The sequence below is a fragment of the Streptococcus sp. 544 genome, assembly GCF_013277385.1.
Taxonomy (GTDB): domain Bacteria; phylum Bacillota; class Bacilli; order Lactobacillales; family Streptococcaceae; genus Streptococcus; species Streptococcus mitis_BA.
The window spans coordinates 1-24718 of sequence record NZ_VMMU01000035.1 but is presented as its reverse complement, the minus strand read 5'-3'; the positions used below and the strand labels follow the sequence as shown (position 1 = coordinate 24718).

The window sequence follows — 24718 nt, the reverse complement described above, 5'->3', positions numbered from 1 at the left end:
GCTCTGGTTTAGGCTCTGGCTTAGGCTCTGGTACGGCGTTTTCCAGAATGTATACATAAGTTACTTCAAGAGTTTGCCCTGCAATAACCTTGCCTGTTTCATTTCCTCTAGTACTTTGAGGAACCAGTTTATAAACTTTACCTTCTGCTGTAGTAATACTTGTTGGTTTATGATCTTGTGTATCGTAGTCTGAACCGGCTTTGGCATTATCAGTATCCGTAACTGTTTGAGTTACTGGTTGTTGATTTTCATTGGTTCCTTGGAGTGGATTGCCTTCTGTATCAACGTAATGAACAAGAACTGAACCGGCTTTTTCATAGACATAGGTTACTTCTGTAGTTCCTTCTACAACAGTTCCTTCTTCTGGTTTAGAGCCGTCTTTTAGGACTTTATCAGTTAGATAGTAAGTGACACCATCTTTTACGATAGTCGCTTTCTTATGTTCTGACGTGTTGTAGTTTGTATTAAGAGAAGCGTTTGTTTCATCATTTTCATCATCCGCAATAGGATTTCCTTCTGTATCTTGGAATTTAACGATGACATTTCCTTTAGCTTCTTGATATACATAAGTCACTTCAAGAGTTTGGCCTGCTACAACCTTGCCTGTTTCATTTCCTTTAGTTGAAGCTTCGACCAATTTGTATACTTTTCCTTCAGCAGTTGTGATACGAGTTGGCTTCATTCCGTTATCAGATGTGTTGTAGTCTGAATTTGGTTTACCGTCTTTTGTATCAACAGCGTCCACTTGAATAGTGTTACCTTTTTCATCAGTGTAGTGAACTACTACTTGTCCTGCTTTTTCGTAAACGTAAGTTACTTCTGTTTTACCTTCTACTACATCTCCAGTTTCTTTAGAACCGTCTTTAAGTGCTTTTTCTGTTAAGTAGTACACAGTTCCGTCTTTTTCGATTTTCTCTGGTTTGTTGTCAGTTGTATCATATTTAGCGTTCAGAGAAGCACCTTTAGTATCTTCTTTATCTTCAGCGATTACGTTACCTTCTGTGTCAACGTAGTGAACCACTACATCACCAGTTACTTCTTTATAAACGTATGTTACTTCTGTAGTTTCTCCAGCAACAACCTTACCTGTTTCATTTCCTTTAGTTGAAGCGTCGACCAATTCGTATACTTTTCCTTCTGGAGTAGTGATACGATTTGGTTTCATGTCGTTATCTGCAGTGTTGTAGTCTGAATTTGGTTTACCGTCTTTTGTATCAACAGCGTCCACTTGAATAGTGTTACCTTTTTCATCAGTGTAGTGAACTACTACTTGTCCTGCTTTTTCATAAACGTAAGTTACTTCTGTAGTTCCTTCTACTACGTCTCCGTTTTCTGGTTTAGAACCATCTTTAAGTGCTTTTTCTGTTAAGTAGTACACAGTTTCGTCTTTTTCGATTTTCTCTGGTTTGTTGTCAGTTGTGTCGTATTTAGCATTCAGAGAAGCACCTTTAGTATCTTCTTTATCTTCAGCGATTACATTACCTTCTGTGTCAACGTAGTGAACTACTACATCACCAGTTACTTCTTTATAAACGTATGTTACTTCTGTTGTTTCTCCAGCAACAACCTTGCCTGTTTCATTTCCTTTAGTTGAAGCTTCGACCAATTTGTATACTTTTCCTTCAGCAGTTGTGATACGAGTTGGTTTCATTCCGTTATCAGATGTGTTGTAGTCTGAATTTGGTTTACCGTCTTTTGTATCAACAGCGTCCACTTGAATAGTGTTACCTTTTTCATCAGTGTAGTGAACTACTACTTGTCCTGCTTTTTCGTAAACATAAGTTACTTCTGTTGTACCTTCTACTACGTATCCAGTTTCTTTAGAACCGTCTTTAAGTGCTTTAGCTGTTAGGTAATATTTAACACCGTCTTTAGTGATTTCATCTTTTTTGTGGTCTGTTGTATCATATTTAACGTTTAGAGAAGCATCTGTTTCGTCTTTTTCGTCTTCAGCGATTACGTTACCTTCAGTATCTTCATACTTAACGACTACGTTACCTTTTACTTCTTTATACACGTATGTTACTTCTACAGTATCTCCAGCTACTACTTTACCAGTTTCATTTCCGATTGTAGAAGCAGGTACTAATTCGTATACTTTTCCTTCTGCAGTTTTAATACGGTTTGGTTTCATTCCGTTATCTGCAGTGTTGTATTCTGTTCCTGGTCTACCATCTGTTGTATCATTATTAGTTTCAGGGACATTATTTCCTTCTGGATCTGTTCCTGATATTGGATTACCTTCTTGATCTGTATAATGAACTACTACTGATCCGGCTTTTTCATAGACATAGGTTACTTCTGTAGTTCCTTCTACAACAAGACCTTCTTCTGGTTTAGAACCGTCTTTAAGTGCTTTTTCTGTTAAGTAGTAAACAATTCCGGCTTTTTCGATTTTCTCTGGTTTGTTGTCAGTTGTGTCGTATTTAGCGTTTAGAGAAGCACCTTTAGTATCTTCTTTATCTTCAGCGATTACATTACCTTCTGTGTCAACATAGTGAACCACTACGTCTCCAGTTACTTCTGTATAAACATACGTTACTTCAAGTGTTTTTCCTGCTACTACTTCTCCACTTGCAGCTCCAACGTTTTCTCCGTTTGTTACGACTGCTTCTGCAGAGTAAGTTGCATTAGTTGTAGTAGTACCTGCTTTGGTAACTAGTTTATATTTCGTGTTGTTAAATTCAATTGTTGCTGGTTTTTCATCATTTTCAGCTGCATTATAAACTGTACCTGCTTTAACATTTGTAGAATCTTGTACAGATGTTTTAATTTCAGTACCGTCTGTATTAATGTATTTAATGACTACTGAACCGGCTTTTTCATAGACATAAGTAACTTCTTTTGTTTTACCTTCTTCTACTGTTCCAGTAACTGGTGCTGAGTCTGCTTTTACTCCATTATTTGAAGTTGTTAAGTAATATACTTCTCCAGCTGCTGTTGTAATCTTGTTCGGTTTGTTAGCTGAAGTGCTTGCGTCATAATTGGTACCATTTGATACATCTGTCGCATTGGCAACAGCTAAACCTTTGTCTTCTACTGTAGTTGGAGTTGTAGCACTATCAAATGTTAATGCACCTGTTAATTTCGTACCATCTGATAATTCATATTTAGTCACTACACTTCCTAGTAATTCATACTGATAAGTTACAGTGATTTCGTTCTCTTCTACTGTACCAGCTGCTGGTTTAGATCCTGCTTGTAAACCAATTAGTCGATAAACTTTTCCATCTGCTGTGGTAATCTTAGATGCTTTTTTACTAGTAACATCATAGTCAGAATTTACACTTGCATCTGTTACAGGTTTTAATCCATCAACTGTTACTTCTTCAGTTGAATTATTAGGCATTGTTGCAGTTCCGGCGATTGGTTGTCCAGCTTTATCAACATACTTCACATTTACTGCTGATTTTTTCTCTTTGTAGACGAATGTTACAACTTTATCAGCTTCTGTTACTGTTCCTGTTTCTGGCGCTGATGTATTGTATAATCCATTATTTTCTTTTACAAGTTCATATACTTTTCCATCTGCTGTTGTAATCTTAGTCGCTTTTTTCTCAGCTACTTTATTATCATACCTTGTGCCTAACCCTGCTTCAGTGACTGCTTTTACTCCGTCTGCTGTTACTGCTTCAGTTGTATTTCCAGGCATTGTTGCTGTTCCTGCTAATGGAGTTCCTTTTTCATCTACGTATTTAACTAGAACATTCCCTTTAACTTCTTCATATACATACGTTACTTCAAGTGTTTTTCCTGCTACTACTTGTCCTTCCACAGTTCCAACGTTTTCTCCGTTTGTTACGACTGCTTCTGCAGAGTAAGTTGCGTTAGTTGTAGTAGTACCTGCTTTGGTAACTAGTTTATATTTCTTATTGTTAAATTCAATTGTTGCTGGTTTTTCATCATTTTCAGCTGCATTATAAGCTGTTCCTGCTTTAACATTTGTAGAATCTTGTACAGATGTTTTAATTTCAGTACCGTCTGTATTAATGTATTTGATGACTACTGATCCAGCTTTTTCATAAACATAGGTTACTTCTGTAGTTCCTTCTACAACGGGACCTTCTTCTGCTGGTGACGTTTGGGGAACACCATTTACCGTAGTTTTTGTTCCATTCTCTTTTATATAGTAAACAGAACCATTCGCTTCTAATCTTTGAGGCTTTTCAGTATCGTTTTCTTTAGTATTATATGTAACGTTTTCTGTATTTTTGCTTGTATTAACAACTACTTCTTGATTATTGGCATCAAGATAGTAAGTTTTTGTTTCAACTTCTACTACCGCATCTACAGTATCCTTATATGAATCTTTAAGAGTTGTCCCGTCTTCTGTTTGATAATGTACAGTAACCGAGCCTTTCTTTTCAACTCTACTCGTTACTTCTGGGCTATAGGTGTAGGTGATAGTAGTATGACCACTACCTAAACGATAAGCTCTAAGAGGAGTATATTCTATCTTATAATTATAGTTTTCATAATAACCATTGTCAACGGTTGCATTTGCGTAGAAATTGCCACCTCCAATGGATAACCCTTTAAAGTCAACATTATCACCGCTGAATTTAACATCACCTGCAGGGCGGTTTTCGGAATCGAGAGTGCTACTTCGAAATAATTTAGCAGCCATATCTTGTGAATATAAGTCTTCTCCGTTCCCGAAAATAAAAAAACTCTTAAAATTGGATTCGGTATCTGCTAAGTTATACCTTTGTAAATATTTCAAATAGTCATTTAAAAGGGTTTTCGTGCCTGGGATAGTAACAGTATCTGGATTATCTTTGTGCTGCAAAATATAGCTATACAATCCCTTAATATCATTTATATCTTGAGGAATTTCCTTTTCAATAACCTGTGTATAGGAAACGTTATTCCGACTAGCTGTTACAAAGGTATTTTTTTCTAATACGAAAACATAATCACCTTCCTTGACACCACCATCTGCAGCGATATTCGTAGAAGTATAATCTTTTGCTGTGGCTTCTCCCGCCTTGAATGTATCTTCTAGCCATTTATCAGATGTAGTGGCTGGTGTATCGGCTAATACATATTTGCCATAAGTCCCCTTGCCAGTTTCTTCGACAATCCAGCTACGACCTCCTGGTTTAACCCCACTGTGGTTAATTTTCCCATCCTTTTGAACAAGACCTTCAGAAGTTAGTTTTGCAGTCACATTTCCAAGAGTAGAGTCAGAGTATACCCCTCCTCCATCACCTGTAATTTCTACAGCTGGATCCCCAATCTTATGATAGGTAGTATTGTTTTTTACAATAGTATCTTTTCCTACGGCACCGTGCTCTTTTGCCTTGGTTAAATCAGTATCGGTAATTTCGTTACCTTTTAATGATTTGAAGACTTTTCCATATTTTCCGTATACTTCATAATCTACCGAAATTTGTTTTTCAAAGCCTGCATCTTGATTTTGATCTTCTTCTAAAACAGTTCCATCAGTTGATACATATTTGTAGTCTACCTTACCTATTTTAGTAATGTTATCTGTACCTGTTTCATTCGGTTTTGGATTAGGATCAAAATCTTTTGAATCATCATCATCACTCTCAATTTTCACATGTGCTGTATCTACTGTGATAGAACCCTTACTATTTGATATAGTAGTAGTTCCATCTCCGTTATCGATAATAGCAGCTTCTACAGACTGAGTGTTGACAGACAAAGCGATAGCAGCACCCATAATGAGTCCGAGAGTACCTATTTTTACTGAGTCTGAACGACCATTTTTTAATTTACGAATGGAAAAAATTTCCTTTTTATTTGACAAAATATCAAGCCTCCATATATATATATATATATATATCAACCTAGTAACTTATTGAGAAAGAAATCTAAATTGTTGATTTTAGTATATCATTTTGTTCATAATTAGACAACTTTGACGTACAAAATATTTTATCTCTTCTGTATATTACTTCCACTAACTTCTAATATCAGAAAGAGGATTGTTAAATCATTTATCGCATTGTTAAGAATTTAGAAAATCTGTGCATTATAAAAAAATAAAACACATCGTATCAAGGTTTACTAGACATGATATGATGTGTTTTATGATTTGTTCTATTTGTACTCAGACTCCTGAGCTATTTACATCCACCCTGAGGGAATCGAACCCCCATCTCAAGAACCGGAATCTTACGTGATATCCATTACACTAAGGGTGGAAACTTGTTTTATTATAACAAAAATTTGCTCTAATAACAAGTTTTTTTCTAGACGGATAGCCCGTCTTAGTGGGAAGCATCCCCATTCCAGATAGAGTTTTTCACGATTACATAATCAACGTGTTTAAGATCAGCAACCTGACGTCCACCTGCATAAGAAATAGCACTTTGAAGGTCTTGTTCCATCTCGGTTAAAGTGTCTTGCAAATGACCTTTGGCAGGAAGCAAGATTCGTTTGCCTTCCACGTTTTTATAAGCACCTTTTTGGTATTGTGAAGCTGAACCGTAGTATTCTTTGAACTGTTCACCATCGACTTCAATCGTTTTCCCTGGACTTTCAATATGTCCTGCAAAGAGGGAACCAATCATAACCATGCTGGCACCGAAACGGATAGACTTGGCAATATCACCGTGAGTGCGAATCCCTCCATCAGCGATAATCGGTTTACGCGCAGCCTTGGCACACCAACGGAGAGCAGCCAACTGCCAACCACCTGTACCAAAACCAGTCTTAACCTTAGTGATACAAACCTTACCAGGACCGATTCCGACCTTAGTGGCATCCGCACCAGCATTTTCCAATTCACGCACAGCTTCTGGTGTTCCCACATTTCCAGCAATGACAAAAGTATCTGGCAATTCTTTCTTAATGTGTTGAATCATAGAAATCACGCTATCCGCATGACCATGGGCAATATCAATCGTGATGTATTCTGGAGCATCAGCCTTGAGCTGGCTGACAAAATCATACTCATAATCCTTAACACCGACAGAGATAGAAGCAATGAGCCCTTGATCGTGCATGCGTTTAATAAAAGGAATACGTCCTGCCTCATCAAAACGGTGCATAATGTAGAAGTACCCACCTTTAGCCAATTGCTCTGCTACATGTTCATCCAAAATCGTCTGCATATTAGCTGGCACAACAGGTAGTTTAAAGGTGTGCTTTCCTAGAGTGACACTTGTGTCCGCTTCTGCACGGCTTTTAATCACACATTTATTTGGAATCAATTGAATATCTTCGTAATCGAAAATTGGAAATTCATTTAACATATCGATGTCTCGTTTCTTTTGTAATGACCTACCTATGCTCTCGCATCACTACGCCTTTTCCGACGTTTCCTTAATTTATTATAAACTAAAGTACAGTTTTTGTCAAATAACGTTATAAATTAAATTATATTGTTCGGATTTTATTGTGTAAATAACAAAAGAAAGGAGAGAGATTATTTTCTCCCCACTTCTTTAGTAATATTACTTTTAAATATTTCTTCGGAGTTTTCCAGCATTTCACAAAATTCACGATAAGATGAAGACTTCTGAGGAATTTGGATAGACCATTTCTTCAACAAAGCTCCATAACCTGCTAGCTTTCCTATCTCATTATCAATAACCTTGTCCTCGCTCGGAAAAACAAGACCAGCCTTCTCAGCTTTTAAAATATAAGAATAGGAAATCAGCTGGAATAAGTCCTCACGGTTGATTCCTTTTTCAGTCAATTCCAGTTTTTTATACTTAGCATCTAATACTATTTTAAGCTCTTCTTGATAAAAATCTGGATATACTTTCCGTTTCCCAACAGAAAATACCGAAATACCACCTAGTTTTTCTTTATTTCGTGGATGGATGAAATCTTTTGGTAACAAAGTATGAACATACTCTTCCCAAAGCCAGGCAACATCAAAAAGAATACCATGAATTTTTTGATCTTGATACCCTAAGCCGTGCTTTTCTTGGTTTAGGATCATCAGACAAAGTTCTTGTAACTTTCTGTACTCGTGAAAGTATGCATGACGTATAGGTTTAGATTGATTTCCCCGAATAATCTTAGCACGATCAGCTAGTTTATAAGAAGGAGTTACCCGCACGATTTCTGCTACATTTTCACGACTAGTCAAGAGATTATCTAGTACCCCTTGACCAATGCTTTTCTGGTTCTTAATGTATTCAATAGTGTGACGGACCAACTGCATGAGGGGATTATCATAGGTGAACTCTCTCGTTGTGTAGGCAATATTTCCCGTGAAAGGAAGGTTTTTCTTGAGATGCTTTCTTACATCAATCACTCCCTTAACATTACTGTCGTTATGAGAAAATCGATGGTATTCCTTATAAAGACCTTTTCGAATAGCAGCTTGTAGATACTTGGGGAAGAGATACATCAAAAGTTGATAGAGCTTATCTTCACGTGACAAAGCTACATCTAAACTAGTGAGATTGATATGAAGAACCTTTTGTAAAAGATAATGCCAAAAATGGTCATTACCTTTAATCGAAAAACGAGAGGAGATTGTTAATCTCTCCTGACCATAGCCCAGAAAACCAATCACATTTCCTGTCTTGATTTCCTGATTGACCGTTTCCAAAATCTTTTGTTTCTTATCCAAATCTGGAGAATATTGTAGGTCATTTGGAAAAATAAAGATATTGTCCTCTTTAGAAAGGTTATCCAGTGTTCTATCAAGAAGTGCTTGACTTAGTTTGGGATATTCTGCGACAAAGTCTTCTTTAGCAATTTCATGATGATTATCAGTTATCCTCATCTTTATTTTCATCGCTTTCTTCGTCACCTGTATGTTTCTGAATAGTTTGCTCATTTTCTTTTAAATCAAACGCTTTTTTCAATATTTTTAGTTTTTCAACTTCCTCATAGGAACCACGTAGATAATCTTCCAAAAGTGGTTTGAGATAATCAGACCAGAGTAATTCATAGTCAAAGTCTACATCATGCAACTTAAGGAAATAACTTGGTCCGATATGATAATGACTATTTAATTCCTGAACGTTTTCGATAGCAACATTCAAGTTTCTTAAACGTTTTTTCGCTTCTTCAGCTTTATCACCAAGAGCAGTATCGAGCATACCTAATTGGCTTTCAGCAGTAACTTCAATAAAACGGAAACGACGACGCATAGCAAAATCAAAGGTGTCCACTGAACGGTCAATATCATTCATGGTTCCGATGATGTAGACATTCTCAGGGATATAAAATTTCTCATCAGTCTCATGTAAATTAGCATACTGAGTAGAAACACTCCCCTTTTCACCACGATAACCAGGGTCGATAGAGAAAAAGAGTTCCCCAAAAATCTTAGAAATCTCCCCACGGTTAATTTCATCGATGATGAAGACGAATTTTTTGTCAGTGTCAACCTCTGTTGGAGAAACATAATCACATAAGCCATAACTTTCTTTCATGTGATCTAAAACGATTTTTTGATAAGTTTCGTACTTTAACTTAGTCTCCTCACCCTTGTACAAAAGATACACTTTTTCTTTGGTAGCAACAGGAGAATCAAACTTCACATTCCCTTGACTATTTAAACTGGCTGGAACCGAACTACGAGGGAAGAAGTATTGTCCTTGCTTTTCATTGATAGCATCCGTTAGCTTAGCCCACGTTTCTTCAAAATTATCTTGACCTCCAATCTTCTTAGAATCTATAGCATTCTGACAAAACTTCTTAAAAATACCTTCTTTTAATTTAAAAAATATACTGCCATCCTCATTTGAATCCGGTCTTAAACCCTCAACAAAATCCGTATAATCATAAGATGGATGAAACTGTACAAAGCCGATTTGATCTTCGTTGCCTTCCGTTAACTCTTTAGCAATTTCTTTAGCAAGATAAGTTTTTCCCGTCCCCGGTGCACCACGGAGGATGAGGTTTTTGGATTTTCTTAATATACCACTATAATTAAATAAAAAATCATTCCTTAACATAGTTTCACTTTCTAATTTTTTATACTTTTTCCAATTAGGATGATTCAAAAAATAGTCATAGTCTTGAATTATGATTTCATCACTTGCAGCAAATTTTATTAACTGGTTAGTCTCTTTAGTTCGATACTTAATATCTGATGGAAACCATATTGTTTCTTGCCCCGTAAAGAAAAACCACTCCCTCTCTATATACTCTTTTTTCCAATCAACAATAATGGTATGCCCATCATCTAAAACCTCTTTAACAGTCGCCATTCCACGAATTTTCATCACAGAAACCTTTGAATCATCTTTCTTTACAAAAGGTAAATTCTTCTTTTTGACATATGTGGATTTAGCAAATAAAACGTCACCTGGTTTAATTTTATTAAACAACTTTAACATTTTTTGATACTGTTTATTTTCCTCGTTGTTATGCCATCCTAATTCCCACTTTCCTTCTTTCCTAAAATATTCAAGATAATCATCATCACCAAATTTTGTACCAACAAAAAAATAGTTATTTTGTTCACTGTTCATTTGAATACTCCTTTAATTAACTTTTACAAGTAAGTTCTATTAATATATAGTTCACCTCTAGCATATCATATCTATAAAAAAAAGAAAAGAATTTCTAAAGAAAAAGCCTAATGTAGAGTAGGGTATTCCCTCTTAACACTAGACTTCTTTTTTATCTTAATAATACTCGCCCTGGCGGTAGTCCCATGAGTTAAAGGTATCTGACAGGTGCATCATGATTTTATCAATGTCAAGTCCTTTGCGGATTACAACTGGAGCTAGTGAAGTTGAACGTTCTCCTCCTTGTTCTGGGATGAGTTTTCCGTCCTTATCGACCATAGAGACCATCACGCCTTGCTCGTAGCGCGTTTCAATCGTTTTGTCTGGTTGGATGGATGCCACATAGTCGTCTGCTTCAATGACAAGGTCCACTGCTCCTTCGATGCGTTCTCCGATTCCTTCTACCTTACCACGGTTTCCTTTTCCAGATGGATTTGCAGATGAGGCGTAGACCATCTTTCCTTCTTCCCAAAGTTTGGCAGCCAATTGTTCACCAGCTTTCCCAAATTTGATAACAAAACAGCTCGTTCCACGAACGTCCGTCATGAGTTCTTCACGGCCATCCCCGTATGCTTTGAGTTTTTCAAAAGCTTCTGGTTTCCAAGGAAGGATACAACCAAGAAGAATATCTTCATCCCAATGTTTTTGGTAAAAGGCTTCAATTTCTGGGTTGAGTTGTGCTAAAGCGCGAAGCTCATCCATGCTACCACAGAGAACAACACCTGGTTTGTTACGGTTACGCTCTTTGGCTGCGAACTTGCGCTCAAGTCCTGCCTTGTCGCTAGTCATGATAATGTAACCAACTTTAGTAGGGCAAACAATACAACCGCCCTCACCTTTTAAAATATCATAGCCTTCTTGTGAAAGTGTTCCCTTCCATTGAATGTGTTTTGTCATAGTTCTATTTCCTTTTCTATTTTTCTTCTAATCTTGCCAGTAGGCTGGTCGTTGTTTTTCATAAGCAGCAATCAAGTCTTCATACTGCAAGGTAATACCGATATCATCCAAACCATTTAAGAGCTTGTGTTTCCATTCACTATCGATTTCAAAAGTGAATTCTCCAACTGGTGAAATGATTTTTTGTTGTTCCAAGTCCACAGTTACCTGGTCACTTGGTTGTAACTGGGCTAGTTTCTCTCGAACCTCTCTGGGCTGTACAATGGGCAACATGCCATTATTGAGTTCATTATTGTAATGAATATCCCCAAAAGACCCCGCAATTACTACCTTAAAACCATAGTCAGCTAGAGCCCAAGCTGCGTGTTCCCTCGAAGAACCTGCGCCAAAGTTATCCCCTGAAATAAGAATACTAGCTTTACGGTATTCAGGTCGGTTAAAGACAAAGTCAGGATCCTCAGTGTAGTTATCGTCCAGATAACGCCAAGCATACATGAGGTACTTACCAAAGCCTTTTTTATCAATCAACTTGAGAAACTGCTTGGGTAGGATTTGGTCGGTGTCGATGTTATCATTCATGAGAGGAACGGTCGTTCCTGTATAAACTGTAAATTTTTCCATTTCCTCTCCTTACTGAGCTTCTGGCATTTGCCGAACATCTACGAAACGCCCTGCAATAGCTGCCGCAGCTGCCATAGCTGGACTACAGAGATGAGTCTTAGCACCAAAGCCTTGTCTGTCTTCAAAGTTGCGGTTGCTGGTTGAGGCGCAGTGGACACCATCAGGAACCTTGTCCGGATTCATCCCTAGGCACATGGAGCAACCTGGATCTCTCCACTCAAAGCCAGCATCTAGGAAAACTTTATCCAAGCCCAATTTCTCCGCAGCTCGTTTGACAGGACGAGAGCCTGGGACTACGATAGCCGTTAAGTTAGGAGCAATTTTCTTCCCTTTGACAAATCGTGCAGCCAGCTGTAAGTCGCTGAGACGAGCATTAGTACATGAACCTATAAAGATATAGCCTAATTCAATATCCGCTGGCTTTTGACCAGGCTCCAAGTCCATGTAATTGTAGGCTCTCTCATCATTCATATCCTTAATTTCTGGGAAACTACTGTCAAAGTCAACACCCATAGCAGGATTTGTTCCCCAGGTCACCATAGGAGCCAAGTCTGAGACATCCATCTGGATAACTTTATCGTAAACGGCATCCTCATCACTGACAATTGTTTTCCAATCCGCCACAGCCTCTTCAAAGTCCTCTGGAACACATTCTCGTCCCTTGAGATAATCATAGGTGGTTTGATCCGGATTCATGATTCCCATCTTAGATCCAAACTCGATGGACATATTGCAGATGGTCATTCGCTCTTCCATGCTCAGTGCATCAATAGCTTGTCCACGATATTCCACCACGTAGCCAACGCCGCAAGCAACGCCGTACTTGGCAATCAAGGCGAGAATGTAATCCTTGGAATAAACTCCTTTTTGAGGAACACCTGTAAATTCCACCAGCATTTTCTTGGGTTTGACCTGCCAGAGGGTCTGGGTAGCAAAGACATGTTCGACCTCACTGGTTCCAATTCCAAAGGCGATCGCTCCGAAAGCCCCGTGGGTTGCTGTATGGCTATCCCCACAGACAATGAATTTTCCTGGTTGGGTTCGTCCTGTTTCTGGACCAACCATGTGAACGATCCCCTGTTTTTCAGAACCGTGGGCCGCATGTTCAATCCCAAACTCCTCAACATTTTCAGCTAACTTATCAATTTGAGCCTTAGAAATCACATCTCGAATATCATAGATATTAACCGTCGGGACATTGTGGTCAAAGGTTCCAAATGTCAAGTCTGGCCGTCTCAATCTGCGTCCTGCGTCTCGTAATCCTTGAAAAGCCTGAGGACTGGTCACTTCGTGGATATAGTGCTGGTCCACATACATGAGTTGGGGTTGCCCCTCTTCTCCTGTGATGACATGACGGTCCCATAATTTATCAAAAATCGATTTTCCTGCCATCCATTACCTCCAAATAACATATAAGGCTACTAGTGTAGTCACCATCCCGAGAAACCAAACTGTTTTAAAATACCATTTTCGAGTCTTGTGGTGAAAAGTGATTCCTGCTAACCAAGCACCAAAACCACCACAAGAAAGGGCTAAAATGAGTAAGATTTTCTCTGGAATGCGCCAAGCTCTTCTCCTTGCCTTAGATTTGTCAATACCATAAATCAAGAAAACCATGACATTCCAAATCAAAAGGACTAGAGTAATTTTTTCGTCTAACTTCATAACCTTGCAATAATAGCTTCCGTCATTTCCTTTGTCGAAGCCTGTCCTCCTATATCTCTCGTTAAAACACCAGCTGCCAAACTTGCCTCAACAGCACGCTCGATACGCTCTGCATCCTCATAACGTCCAAAGCTGTCTCTCAGCATCATGGCCACTGATAAAATCATGGAGATAGGATTGGCAATTCCTTGACCAGCAATATCAGGTGCTGAACCGTGAATAGGTTCATAGAGACTTGGGCCATTTTCAGAATAACTGGCTGAGGGCATAACCCCAAGTGTGCCAGATAGAACGCTTGATTCATCAGATAGAATATCTCCGAAAAGATTCTCCGTCACGATGACATCAAACTTGGCAGGATTGGTAATCATGAGCATGGCAGCTGAGTCGACTAGCTGGTGCTCCAAGGTCACATCTGGAAAATCATGCGCGACTTCCTCAGCCACTTTTCTCCAGAGTTTTGATGTTGCCAACACATTTTGCTTATCGATACTAGTAACGATTTTTCTCCGACTTCTTGCAATTTCAAAGGCCTTGCGAATAATTCGCTCCACTTCCTCATAGCTATAGTCGTTAATATCACGCGCTTTGCGCTCTTCAAGGATATGATCTCCAAAGTAAATCCCGCCTGTCAACTCACGCACCACGACAAAGTCTACACCAGCAATTCGTTCCGGTTTGAGTGGTGACAAATGCTTGAGACTGTCAAAGATTTTTACAGGGCGAATATTAGCATAGAGATTGAGTTCCTTACGGAGAGATAGCAAGCCTTGTTCAGGCCGAACCACTGCTCCATCATACTGAGGACTACCGATAGCTGCTAGGAGGATAGCATCTGCTTCACGACATACCTTGAGGGTTTCATCAGGTAAGGGATGCCCTGCAGCATCGATACCTGCACCTCCAAAAGGTCGTCTATCAATCTCATAGTCAAAACCTGTTTTTTCAGCTAGAGCCTCCATAACCTCTAAACCAGCCTCCATGATTTCTGGGCCAATTCCGTCCCCTGCTAGAGCTACTATTTTCTTTGTCATAGCCTTCTCCTTTATACACTAGGCATATCGTGGTAAGAAACACTGCGTCCCATCTCACCTGCATTCTCTTTTTGAACAAAGGTATTAGCATTGATGTAGGCAATAGCCGAAGCCTTCAACACATCGAAATCAAGACCTGCTGCGTTAAAGATGGTTTCTGTATCTCTGTTTTCAACAGTGACCAAGACCCGAGCTTGGGCATCAATTCCATCTGTCACAGCATCAATGGTATAGGACACCAAGCGAACAGATTGATTGAAGAATTTGTCGATAGCATTAAATATAGCCTCAACAGAACCTTGCCCTGTCGCATTAAATTCGACTTTTTCACCATCCATATTGGCTAAGCTAACGAGCGCTTCAATGTCATTATCTGCATGGGTTTGCAGTTGTAAATCATCAAAGTGGAAGCCTTCTGGGTTTTCAACCATGGTTCCAGCTACCAGAGCACGAATATCTGCATCTGTGATTTCTTGCTTCTTGTCTGCCAGTGCCTTAAACTTAGCAAAGAGTGGTTTGATGTCCTCTTCTGTAAAGTCTAGGGCCAATTCTCTTAGTTTTTCAATAAAGGCATGGCGACCAGACAATTTTCCAAGCGGAAGGCTATTGCTCTTAACACCAACCAATTCAGGGGTGATAATCTCATAAGTAAGAGGATTTTTAAGAACTCCGTCTTGGTGAATACCAGATTCGTGAGAAAAGGCATTACCACCAACGACGGCCTTGTTTTTAGGAACTGGGATACCTGAGAAGCGAGAAACCATTTCTGACGTATTGATGGTCTCATTTAGGACAATACTGGTTTCTGCTTGGTAGTAATCTTGGCGAATATTGAGGGCTACTGCTATTTCTTCCAAAGCAGCATTTCCAGCTCTCTCACCAATACCATTGATGGTTCCTTCAACACGTTCTGCCCCATTCTTGACGGCAGCAAGGCTATTTGCCACTGCCATTCCAAGGTCATCGTGGCAGTGAGGCGAATAGATAATCTGACGATCCGTCTTGACATTCTCAATCAAGTATTTGAAGATAGCACCGTACTCCTCTGGCGTGGTAAATCCAACCGTATCAGGGATATTGATATAAGACGCCCCTGCATCAACCGCTGTTTGAACAACTTGTAAGAGGAAATCCAACTCTGTTCTAGTCGCATCCTCAGGAGAGAATTCGACCACTTCAAACTTAGAACGGGCATAAGAAACATGCTCCTTAATAGCTTCCAAAATCTCTTCCTTGCTCTTATTGAGCTTATACTTACGATGAATGGGACTGGTAGCGATAAAGACGTGAACTTGTGGATACTTGGCGTCCTTTAGGGCCTCGTAACAAGCATCAATATCAGACTTGACAGAGCGGGCCAGACCAGTTACCGCCGTTTTCTTCAAGGCCTTAGCAATCTCCTGCACTGCTGTGAATGAATCAGGACTCGCCGCCGGAAAACCAGCTTCAATGGCTGAAATACCCCATTTCTCAAGCTGCCTTGCTATGGCAATTTTTTCTTTGATTGAAAAGTTAACACCGGGTGTCTGCTCTCCATCCCGAAGGCTGGTATCTAGAAATTCAACTGTTCGCATAAGATTTCCCCTTTTCCAAATGTGATTTTAAAAAAAACATCTCGCTCAGAAACCCAAGCGAGATGTTGATTTACTCCCGCTTGGTAAGCCAAACAGGACTAATGCTTTTTGCACTAGCCCGAGTACCTCAACAACAAAGCAAATTGATTAAACTTAGCTGTTCTCATGTTTGACTTTCTCCTTCGTTTGATATCTTGTTTAGTATTTTAGCACAGGCAAAAGCACTTGTCAAGAAAAAATCAAATATTTTCTGAAAATTTCTTCAGTATAGAATATTTAGCTAATTGAAAGTTATTGAAAATCCTTGAAATGTTTCATTTTTTAGAAGTTAAATTCCAACTTTTTTCTATCAATTCCAGTACCATTTCATCTGACAAAGTATCATCTAATACCACACTAATCCAGTAGCGTTTGTTCATATGAAAGGCTGGATAAATTCCCTTTTTTGAAAGTAAGTCCGCTACTTGGTCATGCTTGAGGTTGACTGCTTCCACTAATCCTCCTCTACCCTTTTCCAGCTTATCCCAAGAGATTTTCATCAAGACGGCATACCACTTTTGATTGCCTTCATGACGTAATACTGCCGTATCAGGAGATTTTTCCCACAGAAACTCCAACTGATTTCCGTACTTTTCCTGAATCTGAGCCATGATACGCTTAGTCTGAGGACAGATATAATCCTGCACATCAAAACAGGCCTTCCGAATCTGGTAGAGAATCTCCAAACAAGTCTCACGGACACTTCCTACAAAACTTCCCCTCATGCTTTCCATATGGACTTGAGGATAGAGGTCACTTGTTTCCTGGTCAAAGACTTGAAAACTCACATTATCAGCAGTGATGGACAAAACCATGACAAAGTCACCCTGCAAAATCTGGCGACTATAAGTCCAGACTCCACTATTTTCTACAAAACCAAAAGCTTTAGCCTTTTCGTGATTAAACTGATAGGATTTAAAAATTTCAAACATAAGTGAAAACTGCTACCCAAAGCTAGCAGTTCCTTTCTATTTTTTAAAAGACAACCTTAGTACCATGCAATTGTGCTACTCCCAGCTGGTCGATAAAGGTTTGACGGTTGTCCAAGTCAATCCCCCCACCTGGTAGAATTTCAATCTTACCTTTAGCATGTTCCAAAATTTTGTGATAATGAGCAAAACGTTTGTCTAGCGAGTCACCAGATACTCCAGCACGAGTTAAGATACGGGTGACACCAGCTTGGCTGAGCCAGTCAATAGCTTCCAGTTGATCATTATCACTCAATTCATCAAAGGCCATGTGAAAGACAATTTCCATTCCTTTTGAAGCCTCAATTAGCTTCTCCAGATTAGGCTTATCCAACTTCTTCTCACCAGTTAAAGCCCCAAATACAACCCCTTGACTTCCAGCCTGAGCAGTTAAACGAATGTCCTCTAGCATAATAGCAATTTCCATATCATTATAGACAAAGTCACCACCACGTGGACGAATCATGGTCATGATGGTCGTATCATAGTTAGCTGCCAATTCAACCGCTGCCTTGGTCACTCCATAGCTGGGAGTTGTCCCACCAACTGCAAGATTATCACAGAGTTCGATTCGACGAGCTCCAGCCTGCATCGCTTTTTCAAGCAAGGTCACATTTTCAGCACAAAATTCGTAAATCATTTGATTCTCCTTGAAGATTACTTTAAATTTATTATATCATATTGTTGTGAATATGATTTCATTTTTAGCAAGGGAAATAGTTACAAATTTTACTTATTCTTTGTCTGGAATGACCTTGAAGAGATAATAGGTGATAAAGATGGTCAAGGCTCCCAGACCGATTTTGACCGGTAAAAGAGGTGCAAAATAAATGGAAATTCCCATCAAGATGTAGATCGAAACGATGATTTTTTTCTTACGTTCACGCGCAATAGACTTAGTCTCGCGAAAATCAGCTACATATGTTTGATAGAGCTTGGTATGATAAAGCCAGTCTTCGAAGCGCTTGGAACTTCTGGAGAAACAAGCAATAGACAACAAAAGAAAAGGCGTTGTAGGCAACAAGGGTAAAACAACCCCAACAATTGCCAAGGCCAGTGATAAAAAACCAATAATTAGATAGATAAGACGCATAACTTCTCCTAGTTAATACTCAATGAAAATCGAAGAGCAAATTAGGAAGCTAGCCGCAGGTTGTACTGGAGTACGGCAAGGCGAAGCTGACGTGGTTTGAATTTGATTTTCGAAGAGTATAAAATAATCTTCTTCTAGTTTCGCACACAATGATGAATTTTGTCAAGTTCCAACCAAAAGAGCCTGAAATTCACTTTCAGGACTCTCTTCTTATTTAATCTTTTCTTCTTCGTAGTCGCCATTACTACAAACAACCTGCTTGCCACCACCACGGACTTTTTTCTCCATGAGGAAGTTGCCACATTTTGGACAGTCACGACCAACAGGCTTATCCCAAGAGGTAAATTCACATTCTGGATAGCGATTGCAACCATAGAAGAGACGGTTACGTTTTGTTTTACGCTCAATGATTTGTCCCTGATGACAACTTGGACACTCAACACCAATCTCTTTCACGATTGCTTGGGTATGACGGCAATCTGGGAAATTGCTACAAGCGTAGAACTTACCAAAACGACCAAGTTTAATGACCATTGGACTACCACACACTTCACAGTCAAATCCAGCTGGTTCATCCTTGATCTGGATTTTTTCCATTTCTTCTTCAGCCTTGGCGACTTCTTTAGAGAATGGTTTGTAAAAGGCATCAATGACACGTTGCCACTGCTCTTTTCCGACTTCGACGTCATCCAGTTTGCCTTCCATTTCAGCTGTAAAGGTCACGTTTACGATATCTGGGAAATATTCAACGATGAGCTTGTTAACAATTTCTCCCAACTCTGTTGGTTCAAAACGTTTAGCTACAAGGCGAACATAATAACGTTTCTGAATTGTTTCAATGGTTGGTGCGTAGGTTGACGGACGTCCAACCCCATTTTCCTCCAAGGTCTTGATCAATGTCGCTTCAGAATAACGAGCAGGCGGTTGGGTGAAATGTTGCTCTGGTTTGCTATTAACCTGTTTCACCACATCTCCAACAGCCATGTCCGGTAACATCTTATTCTTGTCAGAATCATTATAAATGGCAAGATAACCATCAAACTTAACCTGACTACCATTAGCAGCAAATTGAACCCCATTTTGAGATAATTTAACAGCCATGGTATCAAAGACAGCAGCTGTCATCTGGCTAGCCACAAAACGATTCCAGATAAGGGTATAAAGCTTGAGCTGATCCTTGTCCAGATACTTAGCGATGCTTTCAGGTGTATTAAAGACACTAGACGGACGAATCGCCTCGTGGGCATCCTGAGCTCCAGAAGCATTTTTGACCTTGCTACCATGCTTAGAATACTTGCTACCAAAACGGTCCGTAATGAAACTTGCTGCTTCGTTCTGCGCTACTGGACTGATACGAGTCGAATCGGTACGCATATAGGTAATCAAACCTTGCACACCAGAACCGATATTGATCCCTTCATAGAGCTGTTGGGCAACCATCATGGTCTTTCGAGTACGGAAGTTAATTTTATTGGCAGCATCCATCTGCATAGATGAAGTGGTATAAGGCAAAGGAGCATTGCGTTTGCGCTCTTTCTTATCTACCTGATCTACTGAAAAGTCTTTACTAGTCAGACGAGATAAGACTTCCTTGACTTCGTCATTACTAGTCAGTTTCAGCTTTTTACCATCCACTCCATAGAAGGAAGCCTGGAATTGCTTGGTTCCCTTTTTAAAGACGCCATCAATTGTCCAGTATTCTTCTGGCTGGAAGGCATTGATTTCATTTTCACGGTCAATGATGAGTTTAAGGGCAATGGACTGTACGCGACCTGCTGACAAGCCCTTCTTAACCTTCTTCCACAAAATAGGCGAAATCGAATATCCTACCAAGCGATCCAGGACACGACGAGCCTGTTGGGCATCAACCAAGTCCATATCAATCTTGCGTGGCTCCTTAAAAGCATTTTTGACCGCATCCTTGGTGATTTCATTGAAGACCACACGGTTGGCATCATTTTCATCCAAGTTGAGAATATGGGCCAAATGCCAAGAAATCGCTTCTCCTTCACGGTCTGGGTCACTCGCCAGAAAGACTTTATTAGCTTTTTTGGCTTCTTTTTTCAAGTCATTGATAAGAGGACCTTTTCCTCGGATATTGATATATTGCGGTTCATAATTATTTTCAATATCGACGGACATACTGGATTTCTTCAAATCACGGATATGCCCGACACTGGCTAAAACCTTGTAGTTTCTGCCGAGATATTTTTCAATCGTCTTGGCCTTAGCAGGCGACTCCACGATTACTAGATTTTTTTTAACTGTTGATTTTTTCTTTTTTGTTGCCGTAGCCACAGTATCACACCTTTTCAAAGTAATAAACTTTATAAAGTGTAAACCATTTTGCCATAACTGTCAAGACTTAGCTACTATAATAGAAGAAAAGTTTTATGCTTAAGACCGCATCTTCCTTTGATACACATAGAAGACTCACGAGAAAAACCAGCTATTCTCAAGAAATTATTGCTCCTCGGACTCTGTATCAAATTTATTGGCTTTTTCCTTTTCTTTTGCTTCCTTATCCTTGATATACTGGAAGAAATATTCTACCAGTTCTTCCTTGCTAAGTTGTTCTGAATCAGACAATTGGGAAACTTGAACAGAAACATCACTTAAACCATAGTCCCCCCTCTTACTGGAAATCATATCAAGCTCTTCTTCTGTCAAATAATTTCCTGAAATGGTTAGCTTTAGAGTATGAGTCTTTTTAGAATAGGTTTTTTTCAAAATATTATGCCCCTGAAACTGCTCTGATATAAATTTATTAAGAGACTCTTTTTTCAACGTTTCTCTGACTAAAGTCGTTGCAGAGATGAAACTCGGAATCATCAGCAAAACAGCAACTAGAAGCAAAATCCTGCGCATTTTAGAGTCTTCTTCATTATCTCTAAAATAGTGCTTCTTAACCATCATCAACCTGACACCTATATAAGTCGCAATGACAATAAAACTACAATTGATGAGGAATAGGTAAGAGGAGCCTATGATAAATTTTATATTAGCAGAAGCAATAGCATAACCTACCGTACAAAGAGGAGGCATCAAGGCAGTTGCAATCGCGACACCAGGGACAATATTATTGGTCTCTTTTTTCCTAGCACCAATAATACCTGCTATCCCTCCTACAAAAGCAATGAGAACATCCCAAATAGTCGGAGAGGTTCTAGCAACAATCTCCGAACTAGCATACGAAATGGGAGAGAGATAAAAATAAAGTGTTGAGGCTATTAAACTGGCAAGAATTTGAATAGCTAAGATTTTAAAAGATTTTCTTAACAATTTAAAATCAAATATAGCTAGAGAGAGCCCCACTCCCAGAATAGGTGTCATCAAAGGAGAGATTAACATGGCTCCAATAATCACGGGAGTCGAATCCATATTTAATCCGATAGAGGCGATAAGCATGGCACATAGTAAAATCGCTAAATCACTTCTGGAGAGTTCTAATTCTTCATATATTTTATTTCTAAATTCTACCAACGAATACAGTTTATTATTTGTCACAAATATCTTCCTTTCCTAGCTAACTAGTCGCTAATACTCTTCGAAAATCTCTTCAAACCACGTCAGCTTCACCTTGCCNNAACCTCAAAGCAGTGCTTTAAGCAACCTGCGGCTAGCTTCCTAGTTTGCTCTTTGATTTTCATTGAGTATAAAATCCTAACAAACTCAATGCTTTAGTAGTCTGATATGCCAATCTCATGAGGTCTTTTTATCATTTTCCATCATATCCTGACGCAAATGTCTACTGCTATCTCTCATCAGCTTCATTTCTAGTAAATGAAAATCAAACTCGGAAACTAACCGTAGCTTGCTCAAAACACAACAAGACAAAGCTGAGCTGACGTAAAAAGATTTTCGAAGAGTATCATCATCAATTTCAGACCATTTTTTATAATAACCATTTTATTTTTATCTGTCAAGGTCTTTAAATTCTTTCTTAAACAAGCCTTGTAATCTCTACTTTTGAAGAATTTATTTTTCCTTACTGGCAATACTTGAGACGATACTGCTCCCTGATAATAAGCTGACCAAGATTAGTCACAAGCAACTCTCCTTTCTCAATTACACTAAATTGCTTTCCTTCCTATGAGAAAAGTCCCCCACTCTACTGATTTACTTAGAAAAAACGCATAAGATCAGTACAATAAAAACCTGATACTATGCGTTTTATTGTGGGGATATTTACTTCATTTTATCTTGAAATTAATTTTTTCTCAGAATTCTAGCTTAGGTCATTTTTAAAATTCAAATTCCGCAAGAACATCTTGCCCACTGGTGACCAATTTTGCCCCTTCTTGAATCAAATGATGGCAACCGTCTGATAGTCCATCTAAAATGCTACCAGGAATAGCAAAAACATCGCGTCCTTCTTCCATTGCCCTCTCACAGGTAATAAGGCTACCTGAGCGCATCTTAGCCTCTGCTACAATCACACCACGACAAAGTCCAGCAATGATGCGATTACGGGCAGGAAAATGAAATTTCAGAGGTTCTTCGCCAGGTCCATATTCACTAAGAACCAGATGGTCATTGCCGATGTAGTCTTGCAAGCGTTTATTGGCTTTAGGATAAAACACATCCAGACCTGTTCCAATCACTGCAATGGTTTTTCCACCATTCTGAAGAGTTGCCATATGAGCTGCTGTGTCAATGCCCTTGGCTAATCCACTGACGATAACCAGTTCATTTTCCAAGCCTTGAATGACTTTTTCAACTGACTTAGCTCCCTGTTTGCTACAAGCACGACTACCCACAACCGCTACTTTTGGAAATTTCAAGAGATCCAGATTGCCCTTGTAAAATAAAAGCACAGGTGCATCATAAATTTCACTCAAATCCCAAGGATAACAGTCATCTAAAATAGAGAAAGATGGAAACTTTTGAAACTCCTTCTCCAAATGCGCATCGTTTATCTGAAAATAACGTTCCATAAAAACAGCTGGATTTCGGCAACCTGATATATCTGCAATATCACCCAACAAAAGTTCTTGATCAACACTTTCACCGTATTCTAGGACTTTTAAAATCTGTTGATTGGTCAAACCTGATTTTTTTAACTTATAGATTTCATAGTTTGTGATTTTCATAAATAACTCCATTTCTTTTTCTACTCATCTATTTATTCGTAAAAAAATCAAAAAACATCCGACTATTTGTAATCCCCCAATAATGAAGTATATTGAAAAATCTCCAGACTAGAGAACTCATTGACGGTTCCTAATCTGGAGATTTTATTATTTCCTCATCATAGCTACAAAGCTACTCACTCAGTTCCTGAAAGTAGTGTTTTCTTCAAAACTAGACTTCTTCTTTGAGTTGACTGAGAACAGTCTTGATTTCAGAAATTAGTTCTGCTTCTTTTTGAGAATCTTTTTGATGGCTATCTACAAAGAGTCGTGCTTCATCAGCTAATTTCTTAGCCTTGTTTAGAACTTTTTTATCCTTGTCGCTAGCCTCTAGCTCAACTACAAGCTGGTGCAATTCTCTTGAAAGCTTATCTAGTTGAGAGGATTTTTTACGAGCTACTGCAAAGAGGAGAGCTCCTAGAAGAGAAAGAACTGCAGCTCCTAAGACACCATATAGAGGGACTTTAGTCTCATTTTTAGCTCCCTTGGTACTTTCTGCTTCTTTATTTAAGTTTGACGCAGACTGACTCTTATCAGCTGATGTGCCAGTTTGTAGAGAATTGAGAACCTGTCTAACTTTAGCAAGGAGGTCTGCCAATTCTTGAGCTGTTAAGTTTTCATTATCAAGAGCTGCTTGCGCCTCTCCCAAAATACGCTGTGCTTCTTCAAGTACTTCAGGAGATAGACCTGCTAAGTCTTGCAAACGACGTTCCAGATCCTCCACTAGAGTACGAAGTTCTGACTTGTCCACAGCCGATGGGTTTGTACCTGTTTGGGAATTCCCTACAAATCCTACACTTCTACGAGCACGGCGCGGAGGAGTTCTTCGATTTCTTGTAGCAGCTGTCGGATTCACAGGGCTTGTCCCAGACTGAGCTGAATCCGAAAGAGAAGCTGGTGTTTGACTGCCATCCTTATCCTCTGGATTTGATGGAGGAGTTTGATCCTTATCTTGACCAGACAGTCTTCGAGCATTAGCTCTAGCCAGAGCCTCAGCTAAAACCTGATCCATGCTAGATAAAGCTGCTTGCTTCGCTTGTTCGATTTCAGCTTGTGTTTTGGCTTGATCAATTCTCTCAAGAGCATCTTGAAGAGATTGCCTTACTTGGTTCTTAGCATCTTCTTTTTCAAATAGCGAGAGATTGGCATTGTCATCAATAAGAGTAAGGGTAAGATTCGCTTTTTGCTCAGCTTCTGATTTAGCTGACTTATTAGCCTCTGGTGTTGGATTGATCTTGCTG

17 protein-coding genes and 1 tRNA gene are annotated in these 24718 nt (G+C 39.2%); all 18 read right to left on the bottom strand.

Annotated elements, in window-relative coordinates; all coding sequences use genetic code 11:
• Positions 1–5776, bottom strand: a 5776-nt coding sequence (locus HT728_RS10190; RefSeq protein ID WP_240156599.1) for a MucBP domain-containing protein, incomplete at its 3' end; no start/stop codon positions are given.
• Positions 5777–6101: 325 nt separating this feature from the next.
• Positions 6102–6173, bottom strand: a tRNA-Arg gene (locus tag HT728_RS10185).
• Positions 6174–6239: 66 nt separating this feature from the next.
• Entirely contained in the window at positions 6240–7226 is a 987-nt protein-coding gene (locus tag HT728_RS10180) for a GMP reductase (RefSeq protein WP_173235077.1), read from the bottom strand.
• Positions 7227–7399: 173 nt separating this feature from the next.
• Entirely contained in the window at positions 7400–8716 is a 1317-nt protein-coding gene (locus HT728_RS10175) for an McrC family protein (protein ID WP_173235111.1), read from the bottom strand.
• Positions 8703–10415 carry an AAA family ATPase gene (locus HT728_RS10170; RefSeq protein WP_173235075.1) on the bottom strand — a complete coding sequence of 571 codons (1713 nt, stop codon included), beginning with the start codon at positions 10413–10415 and terminating at the stop codon, positions 8703–8705. The genes HT728_RS10175 and HT728_RS10170 overlap by 14 nt, the downstream gene beginning before the upstream one ends.
• A gap of 156 nt (positions 10416–10571) precedes the next feature.
• Complete coding sequence (locus tag HT728_RS10165) at positions 10572–11351, bottom strand: Sua5/YciO/YrdC/YwlC family protein (protein ID WP_173235073.1); 780 nt, start codon at positions 11349–11351, stop codon at positions 10572–10574.
• 27 nt (positions 11352–11378) lie between these two features.
• Positions 11379–11972: a 3-isopropylmalate dehydratase small subunit gene (gene leuD / locus HT728_RS10160; RefSeq protein WP_061852376.1), complete on the bottom strand. Its 594-nt coding sequence runs from the start codon at positions 11970–11972 to the stop codon at positions 11379–11381.
• 9 nt (positions 11973–11981) lie between these two features.
• The gene (leuC, locus tag HT728_RS10155) at positions 11982–13364 is read right to left on the bottom strand and encodes a 3-isopropylmalate dehydratase large subunit (protein WP_050208154.1); all 1383 of its coding nucleotides are present in this window, start codon (positions 13362–13364) and stop codon (positions 11982–11984) included.
• A 3-nt stretch (positions 13365–13367) separates the two neighbouring features.
• Positions 13368–13637, bottom strand: coding sequence for a DUF1294 domain-containing protein (locus HT728_RS10150; RefSeq protein WP_050208156.1), 270 nt, complete (start codon positions 13635–13637; stop codon positions 13368–13370).
• Positions 13634–14671, bottom strand: coding sequence for a 3-isopropylmalate dehydrogenase (gene leuB / locus HT728_RS10145; RefSeq protein ID WP_173235071.1), 1038 nt, complete (start codon positions 14669–14671; stop codon positions 13634–13636). Before leuB ends, HT728_RS10150 begins: the two co-directional genes overlap by 4 nt.
• An 11-nt stretch (positions 14672–14682) precedes the next feature.
• Complete coding sequence (locus HT728_RS10140; RefSeq protein ID WP_173235070.1) at positions 14683–16245, bottom strand: 2-isopropylmalate synthase; 1563 nt, start codon at positions 16243–16245, stop codon at positions 14683–14685.
• Positions 16246–16559: 314 nt separating this feature from the next.
• Positions 16560–17216, bottom strand: coding sequence for an MmcQ/YjbR family DNA-binding protein (locus tag HT728_RS10135; RefSeq protein WP_173235068.1), 657 nt, complete (start codon positions 17214–17216; stop codon positions 16560–16562).
• A 43-nt stretch (positions 17217–17259) separates the two neighbouring features.
• Positions 17260–17892: a copper homeostasis protein CutC gene (locus tag HT728_RS10130; RefSeq protein ID WP_173235066.1), complete on the bottom strand. Its 633-nt coding sequence runs from the start codon at positions 17890–17892 to the stop codon at positions 17260–17262.
• Between the two features lie 93 nt (positions 17893–17985).
• The gene (locus HT728_RS10125) at positions 17986–18345 is read right to left on the bottom strand and encodes a YbaN family protein (RefSeq protein WP_050083961.1); all 360 of its coding nucleotides are present in this window, start codon (positions 18343–18345) and stop codon (positions 17986–17988) included.
• Between the two features lie 210 nt (positions 18346–18555).
• Positions 18556–20643: a type I DNA topoisomerase gene (gene topA, locus HT728_RS10120; RefSeq protein WP_164226201.1), complete on the bottom strand. Its 2088-nt coding sequence runs from the start codon at positions 20641–20643 to the stop codon at positions 18556–18558.
• Positions 20644–20808: 165 nt separating this feature from the next.
• Positions 20809–21852, bottom strand: a complete 1044-nt coding sequence (locus HT728_RS10115) for a TIGR00341 family protein (protein ID WP_173235064.1) — start codon at positions 21850–21852, stop codon at positions 20809–20811.
• Between the two features lie 737 nt (positions 21853–22589).
• Complete coding sequence (dprA, locus tag HT728_RS10110; protein WP_173235062.1) at positions 22590–23438, bottom strand: DNA-processing protein DprA; 849 nt, start codon at positions 23436–23438, stop codon at positions 22590–22592.
• A gap of 211 nt (positions 23439–23649) precedes the next feature.
• Positions 23650–24718: DUF1542 domain-containing protein (locus tag HT728_RS10105; protein ID WP_173235060.1), on the bottom strand; the 1069-nt coding region annotated here is incomplete at its 5' end.

Excerpts from the sequence above, each read along its gene's own strand:
- HT728_RS10165 (WP_173235073.1), bottom strand. The coding sequence starts at position 11,351 with ATGACAAAACACATTCAATGGAAGGGAACACTTTCACAAGAAGGCTAT.
- leuD (WP_061852376.1), bottom strand. The coding sequence starts at position 11,972 with ATGGAAAAATTTACAGTTTATACAGGAACGACCGTTCCTCTCATGAAT.
- HT728_RS10140 (WP_173235070.1), bottom strand. The coding sequence starts at position 16,245 with ATGCGAACAGTTGAATTTCTAGATACCAGCCTTCGGGATGGAGAGCAG.
- leuC (WP_050208154.1), bottom strand. The coding sequence starts at position 13,364 with ATGGCAGGAAAATCGATTTTTGATAAATTATGGGACCGTCATGTCATC.
- leuB (WP_173235071.1), bottom strand. The coding sequence starts at position 14,671 with ATGACAAAGAAAATAGTAGCTCTAGCAGGGGACGGAATTGGCCCAGAA.
- HT728_RS10125 (WP_050083961.1), bottom strand. The coding sequence starts at position 18,345 with ATGCGTCTTATCTATCTAATTATTGGTTTTTTATCACTGGCCTTGGCA.
- HT728_RS10170 (WP_173235075.1), bottom strand. The coding sequence starts at position 10,415 with ATGAACAGTGAACAAAATAACTATTTTTTTGTTGGTACAAAATTTGGT.
- HT728_RS10150 (WP_050208156.1), bottom strand. The coding sequence starts at position 13,637 with ATGAAGTTAGACGAAAAAATTACTCTAGTCCTTTTGATTTGGAATGTC.
- HT728_RS10180 (WP_173235077.1), bottom strand. The coding sequence starts at position 7,226 with ATGTTAAATGAATTTCCAATTTTCGATTACGAAGATATTCAATTGATT.
- dprA (WP_173235062.1), bottom strand. The coding sequence starts at position 23,438 with ATGAAAATCACAAACTATGAAATCTATAAGTTAAAAAAATCAGGTTTG.
- HT728_RS10175 (WP_173235111.1), bottom strand. The coding sequence starts at position 8,716 with ATGAGGATAACTGATAATCATCATGAAATTGCTAAAGAAGACTTTGTC.
- HT728_RS10135 (WP_173235068.1), bottom strand. The coding sequence starts at position 17,216 with ATGTTTGAAATTTTTAAATCCTATCAGTTTAATCACGAAAAGGCTAAA.
- HT728_RS10130 (WP_173235066.1), bottom strand. The coding sequence starts at position 17,892 with ATGATTTACGAATTTTGTGCTGAAAATGTGACCTTGCTTGAAAAAGCG.